Raw genomic sequence first — 20,948 nt, forward strand, 5'->3', positions numbered from 1 at the left:
CTTGCCAATAATACACCCGCGCCACATCGCAACAGGAGCTCATTGTGGATAGCGCACAGAAAAAAGAAGAGATAGCATTAAAAATCCTACGTGAATTATTGCAATATCGACGTCGCCTCATCGCCGACGATGCTTCTCTGGCTGAAGAGGAGCGGCAGGTCACTCAGGTGCAATTGCCGCGCATTCGGGCATTCATTGAAAACGACCAGCGCATCGAATTCGTGCTGCCGGCTTTTCCGACCAAGTCACCCAACGCCAATAAAGTGATAGGCGCGGTGCCGGACATGGCGGAGCGGCTGTCGCTGATCTTCCTCAACTCGCTGTGCCAGCGCATTCAACTCTATTACCCGCCGGGCGCGCATATCGTTATCTGTTCCGACGGCCACGTGTTCGGCGATCTGATCCGCGTCAGCGACGAAGCGATCAACCATTATCAACGAGAGATTGAAAACCTGCTGCATGAAGTGGGCGCAACTCACCTGAGCGTGTTCAACCTTGGCGATGTCAAAGGCCTGGCGGAGCATACCGATGACTACGATCTGCTGCGCCGGCTGTTGGTGGACGGTTATGCCGAATCGGAAGAGGCGATCAAGCGCCAGCTGATGCAGGACGAGCAGGGATTAATGCTGTATCGCGCCATCACGCGTTTCTTGTATGAAGACAGCCTCCTGCCGGGCTACAGCGGTTCCAACGCCGCGCTGCAAAAAGACGCCAAACGGCGCGCCTGCGGCGTTATCCAGCGCAGCTGGGCCTGGGGCAACCTGCTGGCCCAGCATTTCCCGGCGGCGATCCGCCTGTCGATTCACCCGCAGCCGGCCGACAGCCTGAAGATAGGCATCCACATGATGCCGACCAAAGACGACTGGCTGACGCCGTGGCATGGCGTGGCGGCCAACGTGAACGGCCAGTTCGTGCTGATGAAGCGTAAAGACGCGCAGAGCCTGGACGGCGAGTTGGTTGAGATCCGCGGCACGCCGAGCCATTACCTGATCGAACAACCGCAGATGGCCTGAGGCCGCTGCATGCTTTTGCGCCCGAAATCCTGACGGGCGCCTTTTTGACGGCACGTTGCCGTGTGAGCAGCACATTCGATGCAAGGAGAATCACTATGAACAACCAACCGCTTAATTGCCACATTCAACCGAACACCCCGTTCGGCGCGATCCTGACGCCGCAGCATCCGGGGCAAAAGGTCAGCGAGCTGCCGGTGGCGGCGCTGCGAGCGCTGGCGCAGGAGCACCACTTGCTGGTGCTGCGCGGATTCGACTCCGGTTTCAGCGAGCCGGAAGTCCTGACTCGCTATGCCGAACAGTGGGGCGAGATCATGATGTGGCCGTTCGGTGCGGTGCTGGACGTGAAGGAACATCCGGACGCCAAGGATCATATCTTCGACAGCAGCTACGTCCCGCTGCATTGGGATGGCATGTATAAGCCGACCATCCCCGAGTTCCAGTTATTCCACTGCGTGGCGGCGCCGTCGCCGGACGAAGGCGGATGTACCACCTTCGTCGACACCACGCGCTTGCTGGCCAATGCGGACGAAGCGTTGCTGGAGCAGTGGCTGTCGGTGTCTATCACCTACCGCATCAAGCAGGTGGTGCATTACGGCGGCGAAGTCTGTTCGCCGCTGGTGGTGCAGCACCCGAACGGCAGAGGATTGATCATGCGCTACAATGAACCGCCGACGGAGGGAAAAAAATTCCTCAACCAGCATGCGCTGGAATATCACGGCGTGCCGGCGCAGCAGCAGGAACAGTTCCACCGTACTCTGCAGCAGCACCTGTACGATCCGCGTCACTATTATGCCCACCAGTGGCAACAGGGTGACGTGGTGGTCGCGGACAACTTCTCGCTGCTGCACGGCCGCGAGGGCTTTACCGCCCGTTCCGCGCGTCATTTGCAGCGCGTGCATATTCAAAGCAGTCCGGTGTGCGCCAATCTGGCGCTGAAGCCGGCCAACGCAGAAGCTTAAAAGGAGCATTATGGCAAGGATACTGATGGCGGCGGTCGCCACTCCGGGGCACGTCTACCCGATGTTAGCCATCGCTCGCCACCTGATCGCCCAAGGGCATCAGGTGCGGGTGATGACCGGCGCGCTGTTCCGCGAACGCGCCGAAGCGGCTGGGGCGAGCTTCGTGCCGTTCGACGCGCAGGTGGACTTCGACTATCGCCACCTGGAGGCGCATTTCCCCGAGCGCGCCGCGCTGCCGCCGGGCAATGCGCAGATGGCGCTGGCGCTGAAAGATTTCTTCGCCGCGCCGATCCCACTGTTGGATCGTCAGCTGCGTGCGGCCATCGCCGCCGAAAAGACCGATCTGCTGATGGTGGAGAACTGCTTCTACGGCGTGCTGCCGCTGCTGCAGTCCGCCGAACGGCCGCCGGTCTTCGGGATCGGCGTCACGCCGCTGTCGTATTCTTCGCGCGACGCCATTTTCTATGGCCCGCGCATCCCGCCGGCGCTGCTGCCGCGGGCGCTGACCCGCGAGCAATTGGTGGATGAAGCGACGCGGGTGTTGCTTGATGAGGTGCAGCAAAGCTTTGATACCGCGCTGGTGCAAGCGGGCGGGCGGCCGCTGAATCGCCCGTTTACCGATACGCTGATCGGCGGCTGCGAGCGTTTCCTGCAGTTGGCCACCACGGCGCTGGAATATGAGCGCGACGACCTGCCGAGCGGCGTGCGCTTCGTCGGGCCGCTGCGCAGCGGTGGTCAACCGGCCGCGGAAGAGGCGCTGTGGGAGGAGGACGATCGTCGGCCGCTGGTGATCGTGTCTCAGGGCACGTTGGCCAATGTCGATCTGCATCAGCTGATCGTGCCGACGCTGCAGGCGCTGGCGCATCTGCCGGTGCGGGTGTTGGCTACTACCGGCGGGCGGGCGACCGAAGGGCTGATGGACGCGTTGCCGGACAACGCCCGAGTGCGGGCGTTCATCTCCTTCGAACACTGGTTGCCGCAGGCGGCGCTGCTGATCACCAACGGCGGTTACGGCTCGATCAACTATGCGCTGGATAGCGGTGTGCCGCTGATTGTCGCCGGCACCGGTGAGGACAAGCTGGAGGCGGCCGCGCGCGTGGTGGCCGCCGGTTGCGGCATCAGCCTGCATACCAGCACGCCAAGCGCGGAACAAATACTGGCGGCAGCGACGCGCATTCTGCAACAGCCGATCTATCGCCGGCGCGCGGCGCTGGTGCAGGAGGACTATGCTCGCCACGATGCGCTGACGGCGATAGCCAACGAAGTGGCCGCCATTACCGCTTGACCCCGCCGCACTCCGTTCCTCAGGCGCCGTTTTCGGCGCCTTTTTTCTGCATTTTTTTGCAATGAAAACTGCATGATTATGTACAATCGTCGCAGGCCGCCAAATCGGTTGAATGTTAATCTCACGACAGCGCCGCTGATGAAAGAAGCGCAATATCATAATTTTCTAATTATGAAATGAATCCTCTGGCGGCGCCGCAGCGGGGCAGTTACCCTGAATCGATAGGTTAATGGGATACGCGTTACATCAAGAAGAGAGCAAGCATGAAAGATTCACAAATCCGCATTGCGATTGCGGGCGCCGGCGGCCGGATGGGCCGTCAATTGATCCAGGCGGTGCAGCAGGCGGAAGGCGTGGTGTTGGGGGCGGCGCTGTCGCGCCCGGGATCGAGCCTGGTCGGCGTTGATGCCGGCGAGCTGGCGGGCATCGGCGCGCTGGGCGTCAAGGTGAGTGACAGTCTGGATAAAGTGGCGAGCGAGTTCGATATTTTGATCGACTTCACCCGCCCTGAAAGCACCCTGGGCTACCTGGAATTTTGCGTGGCGCACCATAAGGCGATGGTGATCGGCACCACTGGCTTCGATGACGCCGGCAAACAGGCGATCCGCGACGCGGCGCAGCATATCGGCATCGTGTTTGCTGCCAACTTCAGCGTCGGCGTCAATCTGGTGCTGAAACTGCTGGAGAAGGCCGCGCAGGTCATGGGCGACTATACCGATATCGAAATCGTTGAGGCGCACCACCGGCACAAAGTGGATGCGCCGTCGGGCACGGCGTTGGCCATGGGCGAAGCGATCGCCGGCGCGCTGGGGCGCGATCTGAAAAGCTGCGCGGTCTATGCGCGCGAAGGCCATACCGGCGAGCGCGATCCGAAGAGCATCGGCTTCGCCACCATTCGCGCCGGCGACATCGTCGGCGAGCACACCGCGATGTTCGCTGACATCGGCGAGCGGGTGGAAATCACCCACAAGGCCTCCAGCCGCATGACTTTCGCCAGCGGCGCGGTGCGCGCGGCTTCCTGGCTGCGGAGTCGGGATAAAGGTCTATTTGATATGCGTGACGTGCTGAGTTTGGACCGGATATAACTAAACTTAATACCATCGTGATGTGGTTGTGTTGATCATAATGCTATGATAATAGGGCAATAATTTTATTGTCCTTTTTTTTAACATGATAAATATCTTCTTGAGGTTGTTTCATTGCCAAAACTGGTATTTGTTTATGTTTACCTTGCTAATTATCTGCTTTTTTTCCACCGTCGGCTTTTTTAGCGTCTTTTTTGGTCCATTCCGACGCCGTTTTCCGTCATTCCTCCCCGCAACCGTTTTCCAGCCCCGGTTTTCTGTGTTTTTATGGCAGCTCAAGCCGCTTGGGCATCGAGAACTGCAAAAATAAAACAAAAAATGGCGGTTTGGGTAGACAAGCGGAACACTCATCATTAAAATGCGCCCAATTTGCCAAAAATTGGCCTCGCGGACGGTTTTTGCATTGATTTAGATCGCGATATCTGAATTAATATGCAAATATTGTGATTGATTATTCCTCGGAGGATGTTTTGATAAAGTCAGCGCTATTGGTTCTGGAAGACGGAACCCAATTCCACGGTCGGGCCATCGGGGCAGAGGGAACGGCAGTGGGGGAAGTGGTCTTCAATACGTCGATGACCGGTTATCAAGAAATCCTCACTGATCCTTCCTATTCCCGCCAGATCGTTACTCTTACTTATCCTCATATCGGCAATGTCGGCACCAATGCTTCCGACGAAGAATCCTCCGCAGTACACGCCCAAGGCCTCGTCATTCGTGACCTCCCGCTGATCGCCAGCAACTACCGCAGTGAAGAAAGCCTGTCCGACTACCTCAAGCGTCACAACATCGTGGCGATCGCCGATATCGATACCCGTAAGTTGACTCGCCTGCTGCGCGAGAAGGGCGCCCAGAACGGCTGCATCGTCGCCGCCGATTCGCCGGATGCCGCGCTGGCTCTGGCCAAGGCGCAAGGTTTCCCGGGGTTGAAGGGCATGGATTTGGCGAAAGAGGTCACCACTCAAGAGGCCTACAGCTGGCAGCAAGGCAGCTGGACGCTTGAAGGCGACCTGCCGGAAGCCAAAACCGCCGCGGAACTGCCGTTCCACGTGGTGGCTTACGACTACGGCGCCAAGCGCAACATCCTGCGCATGCTGGTGGATCGCGGTTGCCGCCTGACCGTGGTGCCGGCGCAGACCCCGGCCGACGAGGTGCTGAAAATGAATCCGGACGGCATCTTCCTGTCCAACGGCCCGGGCGACCCGGAGCCGTGCGACTACGCCATCGCCGCCATCAAGCAGTTCCTGGAAACCGACATTCCGGTGTTCGGCATCTGTCTGGGTCACCAGCTGCTGGCGCTGGCCAGCGGGGCGAAAACCATGAAGATGAAGCTCGGCCACCACGGCGGCAACCACCCGGTGAAGGATCTGGACAACAACACGGTGATGATCACCGCGCAGAACCACGGCTTCGCCGTCGATGAAAACGACCTGCCGGCGAATCTGCGCGTGACGCACAAATCGCTGTTCGACCACACGGTGCAGGGCATTCACCGCACCGACAAGGCGGCGTTCAGCTTCCAGGGGCACCCGGAAGCCAGCCCAGGCCCGCACGACGCCGCGCCGCTGTTCGATCACTTTATCGAACTGATTGAGACTTACCGTTCTAACGCCAAATAATCAGGAGCAGTAAAAAATGCCAAAACGTACAGACATAAAAAGCATCCTGATCCTCGGCGCTGGCCCGATTGTTATCGGCCAGGCGTGTGAGTTCGACTACTCGGGCGCCCAGGCGTGTAAAGCGCTGCGCGAAGAGGGCTACCGCGTCATTCTGGTCAACTCCAACCCGGCGACCATCATGACCGACCCGGAAATGGCCGATGCGACCTACATTGAGCCGATCCACTGGGAAGTGGTGCGCAAGATCATCGAAAAAGAGCGTCCGGATGCGGTTCTGCCGACCATGGGCGGCCAGACGGCGCTGAACTGCGCGCTGGAGCTGGAGCGTCAGGGCGTGCTGGCCGAGTTCGGCGTCACCATGATCGGCGCAACTGCCGATGCCATCGACAAGGCCGAAGACCGCCGCCGTTTCGACGTGGCGATGAAGAAAATCGGTTTGGATACCGCGCGTTCCGGCATCGCGCACACCATGGAAGAAGCGCTGGCGGTAGCCGCTGACGTCGGCTTCCCGTGCATCATCCGTCCTTCCTTTACCATGGGCGGCACCGGCGGCGGCATCGCCTACAACCGCGAAGAGTTCGAAGAGATCTGCGAACGCGGTCTGGACCTGTCGCCGACCAACGAGCTGCTGATCGACGAATCGCTGATCGGTTGGAAAGAATACGAGATGGAAGTGGTGCGTGATAAGAACGACAACTGCATCATCGTTTGCTCCATCGAAAACTTCGACGCCATGGGCATCCACACCGGCGACTCGATCACCGTTGCGCCGGCCCAGACCCTGACCGATAAGGAATACCAAATCATGCGCAACGCCTCGATGGCGGTGCTGCGTGAGATCGGCGTTGAAACCGGCGGCTCCAACGTGCAGTTCTCGGTTAACCCGAAAACCGGCCGCCTGATTGTCATCGAGATGAACCCGCGCGTGTCGCGCTCTTCGGCGCTGGCGTCGAAAGCCACCGGCTTCCCGATCGCCAAGATCGCCGCCAAACTGGCGGTGGGCTATACCCTCGATGAGCTGATGAACGACATCACCGGCGGCCGCACCCCGGCGTCGTTCGAGCCGTCCATCGACTACGTCGTGACCAAGATCCCGCGCTTCAACTTCGAGAAGTTCGCCGGCGCCAACGATCGCCTGACTACCCAGATGAAGTCGGTCGGCGAAGTGATGGCCATCGGCCGCACTCAGCAAGAGTCGCTGCAGAAAGCGCTGCGCGGTCTGGAAGTGGGCGCCACCGGCTTCGATCCGAAAGTGAGCCTGGACGATCCGGAAGCGCTGACCAAAATCCGCCGCGAGCTGAAAGACGCCGGTTCCGACCGCATCTGGTACATCGCCGACGCCTTCCGCGCCGGTCTGTCGGTCGACGGCGTCTTCAACCTGACCAACGTCGATCGCTGGTTCCTGGTGCAGATTGAAGAGCTGGTGCGCCTGGAAGAGCAGGTAGCCGAAGCGGGCATCAACGGCCTGGACAAAGACTTCCTGCGCACGTTGAAGCGCAAGGGCTTCGCCGATGCGCGTCTGGCCAAGCTGGCCGGCGTCGCCGAGAGCGAAATTCGCAAGCTGCGCCACAGCCACGGCCTGCACCCGGTGTACAAGCGCGTGGATACCTGCGCGGCGGAATTCGCTACCGACACCGCCTACATGTACTCCACCTATGAAGAAGAGTGCGAGTCCAACCCGACCAACGACCGCCCGAAAGTGATGGTGCTGGGCGGCGGGCCTAACCGTATCGGCCAGGGCATCGAGTTCGACTACTGCTGCGTGCACGCTTCGCTGGCGCTGCGTGAAGACGGTTACGAGACCATCATGGTCAACTGCAACCCGGAAACCGTCTCCACCGACTACGACACCTCGGACCGCCTGTACTTTGAGCCGGTGACCCTGGAAGACGTGCTGGAAATCGTGCGCATCGAGAAACCGAAAGGCGTAATCGTGCAGTACGGCGGCCAGACCCCGCTGAAGCTGGCGCGCGAGCTGGAAGCCGCAGGCGTGCCGATCATCGGCACCAGCCCGGACGCCATCGACCGTGCCGAAGACCGCGAACGCTTCCAGCAGGCGGTCAACCGCCTGGGCCTGAAGCAGCCGGCCAACGCCACCGTCACCGCCATCGAGCAGGCGGTCGAGAAGGCGGCGGGCATCGGTTATCCGCTGGTGGTGCGTCCTTCCTACGTGCTGGGCGGCCGGGCGATGGAAATCGTCTATGACGAAACCGACCTGCGCCGCTACTTCCAGACCGCGGTCAGCGTGTCTAACGATGCGCCGGTGTTGCTGGACCGCTTCCTGGACGATGCGGTGGAAGTGGACGTCGATGCTATCTGCGACGGCGAGCGCGTGCTGATTGGCGGCATCATGGAGCACATCGAGCAGGCGGGCGTGCACTCCGGCGACTCCGCGTGTTCGCTGCCGGCGTACACCCTGAGCCAGGAAATTCAGGACGTGATGCGTCGCCAGGTGGAAAAACTGGCGTTCGAGCTGCAGGTGCGCGGCCTGATGAACGTGCAGTTCGCGGTGAAGGACAACGAAGTTTACCTGATTGAAGTCAACCCGCGCGCCGCGCGTACCGTGCCGTTCGTGTCCAAAGCGACCGGCGTGCCGCTGGCCAAAGTGGCCGCGCGCGTGATGGCGGGCAAAACGCTGGTTGAACAGGGCGTGACCGAAGAGATCATCCCGCCGTACTACTCGGTGAAAGAAGTGGTGCTGCCGTTCAACAAATTCCCGGGCGTCGACCCGATTTTGGGGCCGGAAATGCGCTCTACCGGGGAAGTGATGGGTGTGGGCCGCACCTTCGCGGAAGCTTTCTCCAAAGCGATGCTGGGCAGCAACTCGGGCATGAAGAAACAGGGCCGCGCGCTGCTGTCGGTGCGCGAAGGCGACAAGGCTCGCGTGGTCGATTTGGCCGCCAGCCTGCTGAAGCAGGGCTTTGAGCTGGACGCGACCCACGGCACCGCGGTGGTGCTGGGCGAAGCGGGCATCAACCCGCGCCTGGTCAACAAGGTGCACGAAGGGCGTCCGCACATTCAGGACCGTATCAAGAACGGCGAGTACACCTACATCGTCAACACCACGGCAGGCCGTCAGGCGATTGAGGACTCCAAGCTGATTCGCCGCAGCGCCCTGCAGTACAAGGTGCACTACGACACCACGCTGAACGGCGGCTTCGCCACCGCGATGGCGCTGAAAGCGGATCCGACCGAGCAGGTGACATCGGTGCAGGAAATGCACGCGCGTATTGGTAAGTAACCGCGCGCGAACGCTACGCCAGGGCGCTGCAGATGCAGCGCCCTTTTTTATTCAGTGAATTTGTAGGCTGGCGTTAAAAATTTCCGCTATCAATCAGTGGGCAAACTGTCACTCTGTGTGATTGGTATATGCTTGGTGTATTGGCAAGGAACGAAGGAACGACGATAACAATGATTCTGATAATTTATGCTCACCCGTATCCCCGGCATTCGCATGCCAATCACCGCCTGCTGCAGGCGGTGAGGGATCTTCCCGAGGTGGAGGTGCGCTCGCTGTATGAGCTGTACCCCGATTTCAATATCGATATCAACGCCGAGCAACAGGCGCTGGAGCGCGCCGACATGGTGGTGCTGCAGCATCCGATGCAGTGGTACAGCTTCCCGCCGCTGTTGAAGCTGTGGATCGACAAAGTGCTGGAGCACGGCTGGGCCTATGGCCACGACGGCAACGCGCTGGTGGGCAAAGACTGCCTGTGGGCGGTGACCAGCGGCGGTGACGAGCACCATTTCGAACTGGGCGATTTTCCCAACTTCGCCGCGCTGGCGCAGCCGCTGCAGGCCACGGCGATTTATTGCGGCATGAACTGGCAGCCGTACTTCGCCCTGCACAACACCTTTACCTGCAACGAACCGGCGCTGATCGCCGCCGGCGAAGCCTACCGGCAGCGGTTGGTCGACTATCTGATGGAACATGCCGAAGCGGAAACCCGGGAGGCCAGCCATGGATAACCACCACATGATGATCGAGGGGCTGATCTATCTCGGTTCCGCCGCGCTGTTCGTGCCGATTGCGGTGCGCCTGGGGCTGGGTTCGGTGCTCGGTTACCTGATCGCCGGCTGCATTATCGGCCCCTGGGGGCTGAAGCTGGTGTCGGATGCCGAGTCTATCCTGACCTTCGCCGAGATCGGCGTGGTGCTGATGCTGTTTATCATCGGCCTGGAGCTGGATCCCAAACGGCTGTGGACGCTGCGCGCCTCGGTGTTCGGCGGCGGCAGCATTCAGATGGTGGGCTGCGGCCTGGCGCTGAGCGCCTTCTGCTACTTCCTCGGCCTCAACTGGAAGGTGGCGCTGCTGATCGGTTTGACGCTGGCGCTCTCATCGACCGCCATCGCCATGCAGGCGATGAGCGAACGCAATTTGACGCCGTCGCCGATCGGCCGCAGCGCGTTTGCGGTGTTGCTGTTCCAGGATATCGCGGCGATCCCGCTGGTGGCGATGATTCCGCTGCTGGCCAGCAGCGGCGCCACCACGACGCTGGGCGCTTTCGTACTGTCGGCGGCCAAAGTGGTGGGCGCGTTGACGATGGTGGTGCTGCTTGGCCGCTACGTCACCCGCCCGCTGCTGCACTTCGTCGCCCGTTCGGGTATGCGCGAGGTGTTCAGCGCCGTGGCGCTGTTCCTGGTGTTCGGCTTTGGCATCCTGCTGGAGATGGCCGGGTTGTCGATGGCGATGGGGGCGTTCCTCGCCGGGGTGCTGTTGGCGAGCTCGGAATATCGCCACGCGCTGGAGAGCGATATTCAGCCGTTCAAAGGGTTGCTGCTGGGGCTGTTTTTCATCGGCGTCGGCATGTCGATCGACTTCGGCACGCTGTTCCATCATCCGTTGCTGATCGCCTCGTTGCTGCTGGGCTTTATGCTTATCAAGGCGGCGTTGCTGTGGCTGATCGGCCCGCTGCTCAGGGTGCCGAAGCGCCAGCGCGGCCTGTTCGCCATTCTGCTGGGGCAGGGCAGTGAGTTCGCCTTCGTGATCTTCAGCGCCGCGCAGCTGGCCGGCGTCTTGCCGGTTGAATGGGCCAAGTCGCTGACGCTGGCGGTGGCGCTGTCGATGGCGGCCACCCCGCTGCTGTTGGTGATCGCCGCGCAGCTGGAAAAAAATGCGCCGAAAGAGGATCGCCCGGCTGACGTCATTGATGACGAGAACGCCAGCGTGATCATCGCCGGCTTCGGCCGTTTCGGCCAGATCGCCGGTCGTTTACTGTTGGCCAACGGCGTGCACACCGTGGTACTGGATCACGATCCGGACCATATCGAAACGCTGCGTAAATTCGACACCAAGGTGTTCTACGGCGACGCCACGCGCGCCGATCTGCTGGAGGCGGCCGGCGCCGCTCACGCCAAGGTGCTGATCAACGCCATCGACGATGTGGAGGACAGCCTGGCGTTAACCGAGCTGGCCAGGCAGCACTTCCCGCATCTGAAAGTGGTGGCGCGGGCGCGCGACGTCGATCATTGGTATCAGTTGCGGCAGTTGGGGGTGGAAAAACCGGAGCGCGAAACCTTCGAAAGCTCGCTGCGCGTCGGCCGTGAAACGCTGGAGCTGCTGGGGCTGGACGCCTATGAGGCGCGCGAGAAAGCGGACACTTTCCGTCGCTATAACCTGAAGATGCTGGAAGATACGCTGGATAATTACCAGGATACTGAATTCCGTATCGCCAGCCTGCAGCGGGCCAAGGAGATGCTCAGCGCGGCCATCGAGCAGGATCAGAATCGGCTGGCGCGGGTGCAGCAGACCGGCTGGCGCGGCAGTATCGACGGCAAGGCGCCGGAAGACGAAGTGGTGGAAGCCAAAGGATAAGGGGAGGGGCGCCAGATCGGCGCCCCTTTTTTTGCTTAGCTCAGTGCGACCTTGATGCCCAAGGCGATCAGCATACCGCCCAGCAGCTTGTCGACGATCTTCTGGGTCTTTTCCAACCCGCGGCGCACCGGACCGCTTTGGATCAGGAACACCAGTAGCGGCCACCAGATGACCGACAGGCCGAGAATAATCCCCGCGTACCACAGCTTGTCGCCCAGGCCGGAATCGATCTGCAACACCTGGGTGAAGACCGCCAGGAAGAACAGGGTGGCTTTCGGGTTCAGCAGGTTGCACAGGTAGCCTTGCGCAAAGGCGCTCTTCAGGCTGACCTGTAGCTGCGGCAGATTGCTGACGTTCATTTTGCCGCCGCCGCGCGACAGCAGCGCCTGGATGCCGATCCACACCAGATAGACCGCCCCGGCGTATTTCAGCAGGTTGAACAGCCACGGCGTGGTGGTGATCACCACCGCCAGCCCGGCGACGCAGTAGGACATGTGGGTGGCGACGCCGCAGATCACGCCGAAGGCGGTCATCATGGCGGCCAGACGCGGGTAGCGGGCGGCGTTTTTGATCACCAGGAAAAAATCCGGGCCGGGGGAAAGCATGCCGAGGGCGGCAATGCCGGCGACGAACAGTGAAGTTTCAAGCATGGGAGGCGTCTCGCGCAAAAGGCAGCATGTTGGCGATAATAACGCCGCTTCCTCTGATGCGCATCAACCCAATGAGGTATTGTTAGGCTCTATGATAATAATTCATCTATCGCCAGCAACGGAGCACCATGCAGCAGACTACCGCCACAGACAGGCCGGAACCGCACCGGCAACAGCGTGAAATCACCCGCTTGTGCATTCAATGCGCGCTGCTGCTGTTGCAGCACGGCGCCGAGAGCACGGTGGTGGAGCAGTTGTCCACCCGCCTGGGGTTGGCGCTGGGGATGGACAGCGTGGAAAGTTCAATCTCCGCCAATGCGGTGGTGTTGACCACCCTCAGCCACGGCGCCTGCCTGACCACGACCCGCAAGAATGTCGATCGCGGCATCAATATGCAGGTGGTGACGGAAGTGCAGCATATCGTGATCCTCGCCGAGCATCATCTGGCGGATACGCACGACGTGGCGCGGCGCTTCGAAAAGATCCGGCCGCTGCGCTATCCGCGCTGGCTGGTGGTGCTGATGGTGGGGTTGTCCTGCGGGTGTTTCAGCATGCTCAACGGCGGCGGCGGCGACGCCTTCCTGGTGACTTTTATCGCCAGCGGCGCGGCGATGCTGGTGCGCCAGATCCTCACCGCCCGCCATATGAATCCGCTGATCAATTTTTGCCTGACGGCGTTTGTCGCTACGTCGATATCCGGGCTGCTGCTGCGCCTGCCGGTGTTTAAAGAGACTTCGAGCGTGGCGATGGCCGCCAGCGTGCTGCTGCTGGTGCCGGGCTTCCCGCTGATCAACGCGGTGGCCGACATGTTCAAGGGGCACGTCAACACCGGGCTGGCGCGCTGGGCGATGGCCAGCCTGTTGACGCTGGCGACCTGTATCGGCGTGGTGATGGCGATGTCGCTGTGGGATCTGCGGGGGTGGTCATGAGTCTGCTGTGGGCATTGTTGCAGGAGATGCTGTTGGCGGCGGTGCCGGCGCTGGGCTTCGCCATGGTGTTCAACGTGCCGCTGCGCGCGCTGCGCTATTGCGCGTTGCTCGGGGCAATCGGGCGCGGCTCGCGCATGCTGATGATGCACGTGGGCATGAACATCGAGTGGGCGTCGCTGCTGGCGGCGATCCTGATCGGCATCATCGGTATCTATTGGTCGCGCTGGCTGTTGGCGCACCCGAAGGTGTTCACCGTGGCGGCGGTGATCCCGATGTTCCCCGGCATTTCCGCCTATACCGCGATGATAACTGTGGTAGAGATCTCGCATCTGGGCTACAGCGAGGCTTTGATGGAGACCATGATCACCAACTTCCTCAAGGCCAGTTTCATCGTCGGCGCGTTGTCGATCGGCCTGTCGTTACCGGGCCTGTGGTTGTACCGCAAACGCCCCGGCGTGTGAAATTCCCCGGCAAAAGAACGTTGGTTATTAGATATGCTGATAAGAGCTATCTTATATATTCATCTTGCTTGATTAGCCTATCGACGGCACTCAGGCCTTTACGTATAGTGTCACCAATTTTGCTGCCTACACAGGGTTAAACAATGATTATCAGCCTGATCGCTGCCTTGGCGGCGGATCGCGTTATTGGCATGGAAAACGCCATGCCGTGGCACCTGCCGGCGGACCTTGCGTGGTTTAAACGCAACACGTTGAATAAGCCGGTTATTATGGGCCGCAAGACCTTCGAATCCATCGGCCGCCCGCTGCCGGGCCGCCACAATATCGTTTTGAGCAGCCGCCCGGGCAATGCCGCCGGGGTGACCTGGGTGACCTCGCTGGATGAGGCGCTGGCCGCCGCGGGTGAGGTGGAAGAAGTGATGGTGATCGGCGGTGGGCGCATCTATACCCAGTTGCTGCCGCGCGCCGATCGCCTGTACCTGACACACATCGACGCCGAAGTCGGCGGCGATACTCACTTCCCGGATTACGAGCCGGACGAGTGGGAAACCACGTTCAGCGAATTCCACGACGCCGACGATCTGAACTCGCACAGCTACTGCTTCGAAATCCTGCAGCGCCGCTGATCTCAGCGCGTTAGCCAGTCATCCCCGGGGGCGCAAGCAATTGCGCCCCCGGTCTTTTTGCGCCGGTCATTCGTAACCTTTCCGTCACATTACCTGATTAGTATGAAGCCCAACTCCGAGCGTCACGGCAACTCTGGTGAATCTTGACCGCGGCGCCATAACTAAAAAGGTAACCACGTTATGACCAAGCAAATTGAGCAATTAGACGCCGACCGCCTGATCGATCCCACTCGCCGCAAGCTGCTGCTTGGCAGCGCCGGCGCCGTCGGCCTGGCCGGTTTTCTCGGCGGCGGCATCTGGTCGGTCTCCACCGAGGCGTTAGCCGAGGATCTGCCGCCGAACACGCTGCTGGGCTTCCGGGGCATCGCCGCGTCTACCGCCGATGAAGTGACGATAGCGCCGGGCTACCGCGCCGAGGTACTGATCTCCTGGGGCGAGCCGCTGGTGGACGGCGCGCCGGCCTTCGATCCGCAGGGCAACAACAGCGCCGCCGATCAGGAAAAACAGTTTGGCGACAACAACGATGGCATGAGCTTCTTCCCTATCGATGACAATCACGGCGTGATGGCCATCAATAACGAATACGTTAACGAGCAGTACCTGTTCGCCCACGGCGGCGCCAAGGCCACCAGCCTGGAAGAGGTGCGCAAATCGCAGGCGGCGCACGGCGTCTCCATTGTCGCGGTCAAGCGGCTCGGCGACGGCCAGCGCTGGGAGGTGGAGCGCCCGTCGCGCTATAACCGCCGCATCACCGCCAACAGCGAGATGCAATTCAGCGGCCCGGCCGCCGGACATCCGTTGTTGCAGACCGCCGCCGATCCGAGCGGCCGCAAGGTGCTGGGCACCTTCGGCAACTGCGCCAACGGCAAGACGCCGTGGGGCACCTACCTGACCTGCGAGGAAAACTTCGACACCTATTTCGGCACCCGTCAGGCCGATTATCGAACCACGCCGGAACAGAAGCGCTACACGCTGAAGGTCAGCGAACCGGAACGCAACTGGCCGGACTATGACGAGCGTTTTGATGTGGCGAAGAATCCCAACGAATTCAACCGTCACGGCTGGATTGTCGAGATCGATCCGTTGAATCCGACCTCGACGCCCATCAAGCACACCGCGCTCGGCCGTTTCAAACATGAAAACGCGGCGGTGACCGTGGCCAAAGACGGCCGTCTGGTGGTGTATATGGGCGACGACGAGCGCGGCGAACATATCTATAAGTACGTCTCCAAAGGCGTGGTCGACGCCGCCAATCCGGCCAACAATCGTACGCTGCTGGATGAGGGGACGCTGTACGTGGCGCAGTTCGACGGCGATGAAGCCGGCACGCCGCTGAAGGGCAAAGGGCGCTGGATTGCGCTTGAGTTCGGCAAGAACGGCCTGACGCCGGAGAACGGTTTCCGCGATGAGGCCGAAGTGCTGATCTTCGCCCGCAAGGCGGCGCAGCAGGTCGGCGCCACCAAAATGGATCGCCCGGAGTGGATCGCGGTGAACCCGCATGACGGACGCGCGTACTGCACGCTGACTAACAACAGCAAGCGCGGCGAGGAAGGGATGCCGTTGAACGCCGCCAACCCGCGACCGAACAATATCTACGGCCAAATCATTCGCTGGGACGAGGGCGGCGACGCCACCGTCGACGTCTTCGCCTGGGACATCTATGCGCTGTGCGGCAACCCGATTGCCCACCCCGAAGGCGTCAACCGCGGCACGCCGAACATCACGGCGGAAAATACCTTCAACAGCCCGGACGGGCTGGGTTTCGATCGCGCCGGCCGTCTGTGGATCCTCACCGACGGCAAGTACAGCAACAAGGGCGATTACGTCGGGCAGGGCAACAACCAGATGCTGGTGGGCGATCCGGTCAGTGGCGAGATCCGCCGTTTCATGGTGGGGCCGAAGTCCTGCGAACTGACCGGCATCACCTTCACCCCGGACTACAAGACGATGTTCGTCAACGTACAGCATCCCGGAGAAGAAGGCGATTCGCACTTCCCGAACAACAGCCCGCGCCCGCGTTCATCGGTGTTGATGATCACGCGTGAAGATGGCGGAGTGATTGGGGCGTAAGGTGGCAATACAGAACAAAGGCGGCCACCGGGCCGCCTTTATCGTTTCAGGATGCGGCTAATCTGCCGGCGTGGTCAGGCGCTTCGCCGCGATTGGCGGGCTGCGTGAAGTAACGGCGGTCTTCCCAGCGCAGCATCGTCAGATCGCCGCCCCAGCAGCAGCCGGTATCCAGCCCGATCACGCCCTCCGGCGTACCCTTGCCTTCCAGCGAGGCCCAGTGGCCGAAGATGATGGTGTATTCCGGGTCCACCAGGCGCGGCAGCTCGAACCACGGCTTCAGCGGCGCCGGCGCGCTGCCCGGCGCATCTTTGCAGATCATGTCAAGCTGGCCGTTGGGGAAGCAGTAGCGCATGCGCGTCAGCGCATTGGTGCTGAAACGCAGACGCGCCAGGCCGCTCAGCTCCGGCGCCCAGTTGTTCGGCATGTCGCCGTACATGGCGTCGAGGAACAGCGGATAGCTGTCGCTGCTCAATACCGCCTCCACTTCGCGCGCGCACATTTTCGCGGTGTCGATGTCCCACTGCGGGGTGATGCCGGCGTGGGCCATCACCAGTTTTTGCTCATCATCCACCTGCAGCACCGGTTGGCGGCGCAGCCAGTTGATCAGCTCGTCGGCGTCCGGCGCTTCCAGCAGTGGCGTGATGCGATCTTTGGGTTTGTTGCGGCTGATGCCGGCGTAAACCGCCAGCAGGTGCAGATCGTGGTTGCCCAGCACCATGCGCACCGCCGGGCCGAGCGAGCGCACATAGCGCAGCACGTCCAGCGAGGCGGGGCCGCGCGCCACCAGATCGCCGGTCAGCCACAGTTGATCGCGCTCGGGATCGAACGCAACCTGAGCCAGCAGCGACTTCAGTTCATCGAAACAGCCGTGAACGTCGCCGATAAGGTATGTCGACATAATTAATGGATCAGCGTTGGAATGGCTAAGCGGAACACGGGAATAGCGGTGCGGAACGGCTGACCCTGATGGTCAACCATTTCGTAATGGCCTTCCATGGTGCCCAGCGGCGTTTCCAGAATGGCGCCGCTGGTGTACTGAAACTCTCCACCGGGCGGAATGACGGGCTGTTCGCCGATCACGCCTTCGCCCTGGACTTCGGTTTGGCGGCCGTTGCTGTTGGTGATCAGCCAGTAACGGCCCAGCAGTTGCACGTTGGTCCGCCCCAGATTGCGGATGGTAATGGTATAGGCGAAGACATAACGCTCTTCTTCAGGGATCGACTGTGATTCCACATAGATGCTCTGAACCTGAATACACACGCGGGGCGAATCAATCATGACAACAACTCCTTATTGCTGCGGCGCCGGATTGGCTGACAGCCAGTTCGCCAGCTTGCAGTACTGCGCCACAGAAATATTCTCTGCTCTGAGCGACGGATCGACGCCCAGCTCCGTCAGCTGCTCCGGCGTGAACAGATCGCCCAGGCTATTGCGGATGGTTTTCCGCCGCTGATTGAACGCCTGCGTGGTGATGCGGCTCAGCATGCGCACGTCGCCCACCGGGTTCGGCAGCTCGGTGTGCGGGACCAGGCGCACCACGGCGGAATCGACCTTCGGCGGCGGCGCGAACGCGGTCGGCGGCACTTCCAGCACCGGGATGACGTTGCAGTAGTACTGCGCCATCACGGTCAAACGCCCGTAGGCCTTGCTGTTAGGGCCGGCCACCAGACGGTTGACCACCTCTTTCTGCAACATAAAGTGCATGTCGCGGATTGCCTGAGTATAGCTGAAAAGGTGGAACATCAGCGGCGTCGAAATATTGTACGGCAGGTTACCAAATACGCGCAGCGGTTGGCCAGCCTCCTCGGCCAGTTCGGCGAAATTCACCGTCATGGCGTCCTGCTGGCGGATGGTCAGCTTGTCTTTCAGCTGCGGGTGATTCTCCAGCCGAGTGGCCAGATCGCGGTCCAGTTCGATCACCGTCATGCGGTCCATGCGCGCGCCGACCGGTTCGGTCAAAGCGCCGAGGCCGGGGCCGATCTCGACCACCGCTTCGCCCGGCTGCGGGTGAATGGCGGAGACAATGCTATCGATGACAAACTGATCGGTTAAAAAGTTTTGTCCAAAGCGTTTGCGGGCAAAGTGCCCTTGGTGGACTCTGTTATTCATTACAATTAATTATCATTTTAATGGCGAGATTCAGGGCCGTTTGGAAACTGCCGACATCGGCGGTGCCGGTGCCGGCCAGTTCCAGAGCGGTACCGTGGTCGACCGAGGTGCGTATGAAAGGCAAACCGAGGGTGATATTCACCGCGCGGCCGAACCCTTGGTATTTTAGCACCGGCAGTCCCTGATCGTGATACATCGCCAGCACCGCATCGGCATCTTGCAGATATTTGGGCTGGAACAGGGTGTCCGCCGGCAGCGGGCCGACAAGATGGATACCGTCAGCGCGCAGCGCGTCGAGCGCCGGGATGATGGTGTCTATCTCTTCGCGCCCCATATGGCCGCCTTCCCCGGCGTGGGGATTCAGACCGCAGACGTAAATGTGCGGCTGGGCGATGCCAAATTTGGTTTTCAGATCGTGGTCGAGGATGCGAATGACTTCGAACAGGCTCTGCTGCGTGATGGCGCCCGGCACCGCCAGCAGCGGCAGGTGGGTGGTCGCCAGCGCCACGCGCAGCTCTTCGGTCGCGAGCATCATCACCACGCGATCGCAGCGGCTGCGATCGGCAAAGAATTCGGTATGGCCGATAAACGGCACGCCGGCGTCGTTGATCACGCCCTTGTTCACCGGGCCGGTGATCAAGGCGGCAAACTCGCCGTTCAGGCAGCCGTCACAGGCGCGCGCCAGGGTTTCCACCACGTAGGCACTGTTGCCGACGTTCAGTTCACCGGCGGTGACCGGCTGAGCGAGCGACACCGGCAGCACGGTCAGTGTGCCGGCGCGTTGCGCCTCGGCCGGCTGCTGCGGCTGGTAGTCGCGCAGCGTCAGCGGCAGGCCCAAACATTGGGCGCGTTCAAGCAACAGGGCCGGATCGGCGCACACCACCAGCTCAACAGGCCAATCCTGTTGCGCCAGGGCGGCTACCAAATCCGGCCCCACCCCGGCGGGTTCGCCGGGGGTAATGACGACGCGTTTATTGCTGTGCATCGCTGCCATCGAGGATCTTCACGTAAGCCTGGGCGCGCTGTTCCTGCATCCAGGTCTGCGCCTCTTCGGCGAACTTACGGTTGAACAGCATGCGGTAAGCGCGATCTTTCTGCGCGGCGTCGGTCTTATCCACCTGACGGGTATCCAGCAGCTGAATCAGGTGCCAACCGAAGGAAGAGTGCACCGGCGCGCTGATCTCACCTTTGCTCAGCTTGAGCAACGCATCGCGGAAGGCGGGATCGTAGATGTCCGGGGAAGCCCAGCCCAGATCGCCGCCCTGCATGGCGGAACCCGGATCCTGCGACAGCTGTTTGGCTTCGTCGGCGAATTTGGCGCGGCCGCTCTTGATCGCTTCCGCCACGGATTGCAGTTTGGCGCGCGCCTGGTCGTCGGTCAGCACCACCGAAGGTTTCAGCAGGATGTGACGGGCGTGCACTTCGGTGACCGACACCGACTGGCTGGCGCCGCGGATGTCGTTGACTTTCAGGATGTGGAAGCCGACGCCGGAACGGATTGGGCCGACGACGTCACCTTTCTTGGCGCTGACCAGGCGTTCAGCGAACAGGGTCGGGATCTCTTGCAGCTTGCCCCAGCCCATGTTGCCGCCTTTCAGCGCCTGAGAGTCGGCGGAGTAAGTGATCGCCAGCTTGCCGAAGTCGGCGCCGCTGTTGATCTCGCCCACCAGGCGTTTGGCCAGCTCTTCGGCTTTGTCGACCTGCTGCTGCGACGGGTTCTCCGGCAGCGGGATCAGGATGTGGCTGATGTTCATTTCGGTGTCGCTGCCGTTCTGCGCGCCCACCTGTTTGGCCAGCGCGTCCACTTCCTGCGGCAGGATGGTGACGCGGCGGCGCACTTCGTTGTTGCGCACTTCGGAGATCAGCATCTCTTTGCGGATCTGCGCGCGGTAGGTGTTGTAGTTCAGCCCTTCGTACGACAGGCGGCTGCGCAGCTGATCGACGCTCATGCGGTTCTGCGCGGCGATGTTGGCGATCGCTTTGTCCAGATCGGCGTCGGAGACGGTGATGCCCATTTTCTTGGCCATCTGCAGCTGGATGTTATCCATGATCAGGCGTTCGATGATCTGATGGCGCAGCGTCTTGTCGTCCGGCAGTTGCTGACCAGCCTGCTGGGCGTTGAGCTTCACCGACTGCAACAGTCCGTTGACGTCGCTTTCGAGTACCACGCCGTTATCCACGACGGCGGCGACTTTATCCACTTCTTGGGGTGCTGCGAACGCGGCATTGGCGCAAACCACCAATCCGAGAATAAGCGTTCTCCAGTTCTTCATACATTTCCCATTATGTAATCCGCAAATGCGGGTGAAAGTTCTCGTTTTCAAAGT

18 protein-coding genes are annotated in these 20,948 nt (G+C 61.2%); 12 read left to right on the forward strand and 6 right to left on the reverse strand.

The genetic code is table 11. The features are described 5' to 3' along the window. Nucleotides 1–44: 44 nt before the first annotated feature. From pvcA to kefC, 8 genes are all read left to right on the forward strand, one after another. On the forward strand, nt 45–1,013 hold the full coding sequence (gene pvcA / locus CPH57_RS24040) for an L-tyrosine isonitrile synthase (RefSeq protein ID WP_033641821.1): 969 nt from the start codon (nt 45–47) through the stop codon (nt 1,011–1,013). 95 nt (nt 1,014–1,108) lie between these two features. Then, nucleotides 1,109–1,972, forward strand: a complete 864-nt coding sequence (locus tag CPH57_RS24045; RefSeq protein WP_096242804.1) for a TauD/TfdA family dioxygenase — start codon at nt 1,109–1,111, stop codon at nt 1,970–1,972. A 25-nt stretch (nt 1,973–1,997) separates the two neighbouring features. Next, nucleotides 1,998–3,257 carry a glycosyltransferase gene (locus CPH57_RS24050; RefSeq protein ID WP_047025186.1) on the forward strand — a complete coding sequence of 420 codons (1,260 nt, stop codon included), beginning with the start codon at nt 1,998–2,000 and terminating at the stop codon, nt 3,255–3,257. Nucleotides 3,258–3,520: 263 nt separating this feature from the next. Continuing rightward, entirely contained in the window at nt 3,521–4,342 is an 822-nt protein-coding gene (gene dapB, locus CPH57_RS24055; protein ID WP_042783670.1) for a 4-hydroxy-tetrahydrodipicolinate reductase, read from the forward strand. Between the two features lie 470 nt (nt 4,343–4,812). Then, nucleotides 4,813–5,961: a glutamine-hydrolyzing carbamoyl-phosphate synthase small subunit gene (gene carA, locus CPH57_RS24060; protein WP_071883584.1), complete on the forward strand. Its 1,149-nt coding sequence runs from the start codon at nt 4,813–4,815 to the stop codon at nt 5,959–5,961. Between the two features lie 16 nt (nt 5,962–5,977). Beyond that, a complete protein-coding gene (carB, locus tag CPH57_RS24065) occupies nt 5,978–9,202 on the forward strand; it encodes a carbamoyl-phosphate synthase large subunit (protein WP_025301533.1) in 3,225 nt (1,074 codons plus the stop codon). Between the two features lie 170 nt (nt 9,203–9,372). Continuing rightward, complete coding sequence (kefF, locus tag CPH57_RS24070; RefSeq protein WP_033641826.1) at nt 9,373–9,930, forward strand: glutathione-regulated potassium-efflux system oxidoreductase KefF; 558 nt, start codon at nt 9,373–9,375, stop codon at nt 9,928–9,930. Continuing rightward, nucleotides 9,923–11,776, forward strand: a complete 1,854-nt coding sequence (gene kefC, locus CPH57_RS24075; protein ID WP_096242805.1) for a glutathione-regulated potassium-efflux system protein KefC — start codon at nt 9,923–9,925, stop codon at nt 11,774–11,776. The genes kefF and kefC overlap by 8 nt, the downstream gene beginning before the upstream one ends. Before the next feature lie 35 nt (nt 11,777–11,811). Here the strand turns inward: kefC and CPH57_RS24080 are convergent, their stop codons facing one another. Then, complete coding sequence (locus CPH57_RS24080) at nt 11,812–12,426, reverse strand: LysE family translocator (RefSeq protein ID WP_033641828.1); 615 nt, start codon at nt 12,424–12,426, stop codon at nt 11,812–11,814. A 128-nt stretch (nt 12,427–12,554) separates the two neighbouring features. Between CPH57_RS24080 and CPH57_RS24085 the strand changes: the two genes are divergently transcribed. From CPH57_RS24085 to CPH57_RS24100, 4 genes are all read left to right on the forward strand, one after another. Then, the gene (locus tag CPH57_RS24085; protein ID WP_033641829.1) at nt 12,555–13,355 is read left to right on the forward strand and encodes a threonine/serine exporter ThrE family protein; all 801 of its coding nucleotides are present in this window, start codon (nt 12,555–12,557) and stop codon (nt 13,353–13,355) included. Next, on the forward strand, nt 13,352–13,816 hold the full coding sequence (locus tag CPH57_RS24090; protein ID WP_033651687.1) for a threonine/serine exporter: 465 nt from the start codon (nt 13,352–13,354) through the stop codon (nt 13,814–13,816). The genes CPH57_RS24085 and CPH57_RS24090 overlap by 4 nt, the downstream gene beginning before the upstream one ends. Before the next feature lie 143 nt (nt 13,817–13,959). Next, nucleotides 13,960–14,442, forward strand: coding sequence for a type 3 dihydrofolate reductase (gene folA, locus CPH57_RS24095; RefSeq protein ID WP_033637073.1), 483 nt, complete (start codon nt 13,960–13,962; stop codon nt 14,440–14,442). A gap of 180 nt (nt 14,443–14,622) precedes the next feature. Beyond that, nucleotides 14,623–16,512 carry a PhoX family phosphatase gene (locus CPH57_RS24100; protein ID WP_096242806.1) on the forward strand — a complete coding sequence of 630 codons (1,890 nt, stop codon included), beginning with the start codon at nt 14,623–14,625 and terminating at the stop codon, nt 16,510–16,512. Nucleotides 16,513–16,558: 46 nt separating this feature from the next. On the opposite strand, the gene apaH is transcribed toward CPH57_RS24100, so the two are convergent. The 5 genes from apaH to surA are packed head-to-tail and all read right to left on the reverse strand — an operon-like array spanning nt 16,559 to nt 20,894. Then, complete coding sequence (gene apaH, locus CPH57_RS24105; RefSeq protein WP_033641832.1) at nt 16,559–17,410, reverse strand: bis(5'-nucleosyl)-tetraphosphatase (symmetrical) ApaH; 852 nt, start codon at nt 17,408–17,410, stop codon at nt 16,559–16,561. 2 nt (nt 17,411–17,412) lie between these two features. Further along, nucleotides 17,413–17,790 (reverse strand): Co2+/Mg2+ efflux protein ApaG, encoded by a 378-nt coding sequence (gene apaG, locus CPH57_RS24110; RefSeq protein WP_015376624.1) that lies wholly within the window; start codon nt 17,788–17,790, stop codon nt 17,413–17,415. Between the two features lie 12 nt (nt 17,791–17,802). Further along, nucleotides 17,803–18,621 carry a 16S rRNA (adenine(1518)-N(6)/adenine(1519)-N(6))-dimethyltransferase RsmA gene (rsmA, locus tag CPH57_RS24115; protein ID WP_033641833.1) on the reverse strand — a complete coding sequence of 273 codons (819 nt, stop codon included), beginning with the start codon at nt 18,619–18,621 and terminating at the stop codon, nt 17,803–17,805. Beyond that, on the reverse strand, nt 18,614–19,615 hold the full coding sequence (pdxA, locus tag CPH57_RS24120; RefSeq protein WP_369825800.1) for a 4-hydroxythreonine-4-phosphate dehydrogenase PdxA: 1,002 nt from the start codon (nt 19,613–19,615) through the stop codon (nt 18,614–18,616). The genes rsmA and pdxA overlap by 8 nt, the downstream gene beginning before the upstream one ends. Beyond that, nucleotides 19,593–20,894, reverse strand: a complete 1,302-nt coding sequence (gene surA / locus CPH57_RS24125; RefSeq protein ID WP_033641834.1) for a peptidylprolyl isomerase SurA — start codon at nt 20,892–20,894, stop codon at nt 19,593–19,595. The genes pdxA and surA overlap by 23 nt, the downstream gene beginning before the upstream one ends. Nucleotides 20,895–20,948: the final 54 nt, after the last annotated feature.

It is taken from the genome of Serratia sp. JKS000199 (genome assembly GCF_900215455.1).
Lineage (GTDB): Bacteria > Pseudomonadota > Gammaproteobacteria > Enterobacterales > Enterobacteriaceae > Serratia > Serratia ureilytica.

What these genes read in the sequence shown, in the direction of transcription:
- dapB (WP_042783670.1), top strand. Translation starts at nt 3,521, where the DNA reads ATGAAAGATTCACAAATCCGCATTGCGATTGCGGGCGCCGGCGGCCGG.
- CPH57_RS24090 (WP_033651687.1), top strand. Translation starts at nt 13,352, where the DNA reads ATGAGTCTGCTGTGGGCATTGTTGCAGGAGATGCTGTTGGCGGCGGTG.
- CPH57_RS24080 (WP_033641828.1), bottom strand. Translation starts at nt 12,426, where the DNA reads ATGCTTGAAACTTCACTGTTCGTCGCCGGCATTGCCGCCCTCGGCATG.
- folA (WP_033637073.1), top strand. Translation starts at nt 13,960, where the DNA reads ATGATTATCAGCCTGATCGCTGCCTTGGCGGCGGATCGCGTTATTGGC.
- surA (WP_033641834.1), bottom strand. Translation starts at nt 20,894, where the DNA reads ATGAAGAACTGGAGAACGCTTATTCTCGGATTGGTGGTTTGCGCCAAT.
- rsmA (WP_033641833.1), bottom strand. Translation starts at nt 18,621, where the DNA reads ATGAATAACAGAGTCCACCAAGGGCACTTTGCCCGCAAACGCTTTGGA.
- apaH (WP_033641832.1), bottom strand. Translation starts at nt 17,410, where the DNA reads ATGTCGACATACCTTATCGGCGACGTTCACGGCTGTTTCGATGAACTG.
- carB (WP_025301533.1), top strand. Translation starts at nt 5,978, where the DNA reads ATGCCAAAACGTACAGACATAAAAAGCATCCTGATCCTCGGCGCTGGC.
- kefC (WP_096242805.1), top strand. Translation starts at nt 9,923, where the DNA reads ATGGATAACCACCACATGATGATCGAGGGGCTGATCTATCTCGGTTCC.
- CPH57_RS24045 (WP_096242804.1), top strand. Translation starts at nt 1,109, where the DNA reads ATGAACAACCAACCGCTTAATTGCCACATTCAACCGAACACCCCGTTC.
- pdxA (WP_369825800.1), bottom strand. Translation starts at nt 19,615, where the DNA reads ATGGCAGCGATGCACAGCAATAAACGCGTCGTCATTACCCCCGGCGAA.
- apaG (WP_015376624.1), bottom strand. Translation starts at nt 17,790, where the DNA reads ATGATTGATTCGCCCCGCGTGTGTATTCAGGTTCAGAGCATCTATGTG.
- CPH57_RS24085 (WP_033641829.1), top strand. Translation starts at nt 12,555, where the DNA reads ATGCAGCAGACTACCGCCACAGACAGGCCGGAACCGCACCGGCAACAG.
- CPH57_RS24100 (WP_096242806.1), top strand. Translation starts at nt 14,623, where the DNA reads ATGACCAAGCAAATTGAGCAATTAGACGCCGACCGCCTGATCGATCCC.
- kefF (WP_033641826.1), top strand. Translation starts at nt 9,373, where the DNA reads ATGATTCTGATAATTTATGCTCACCCGTATCCCCGGCATTCGCATGCC.
- CPH57_RS24050 (WP_047025186.1), top strand. Translation starts at nt 1,998, where the DNA reads ATGGCGGCGGTCGCCACTCCGGGGCACGTCTACCCGATGTTAGCCATC.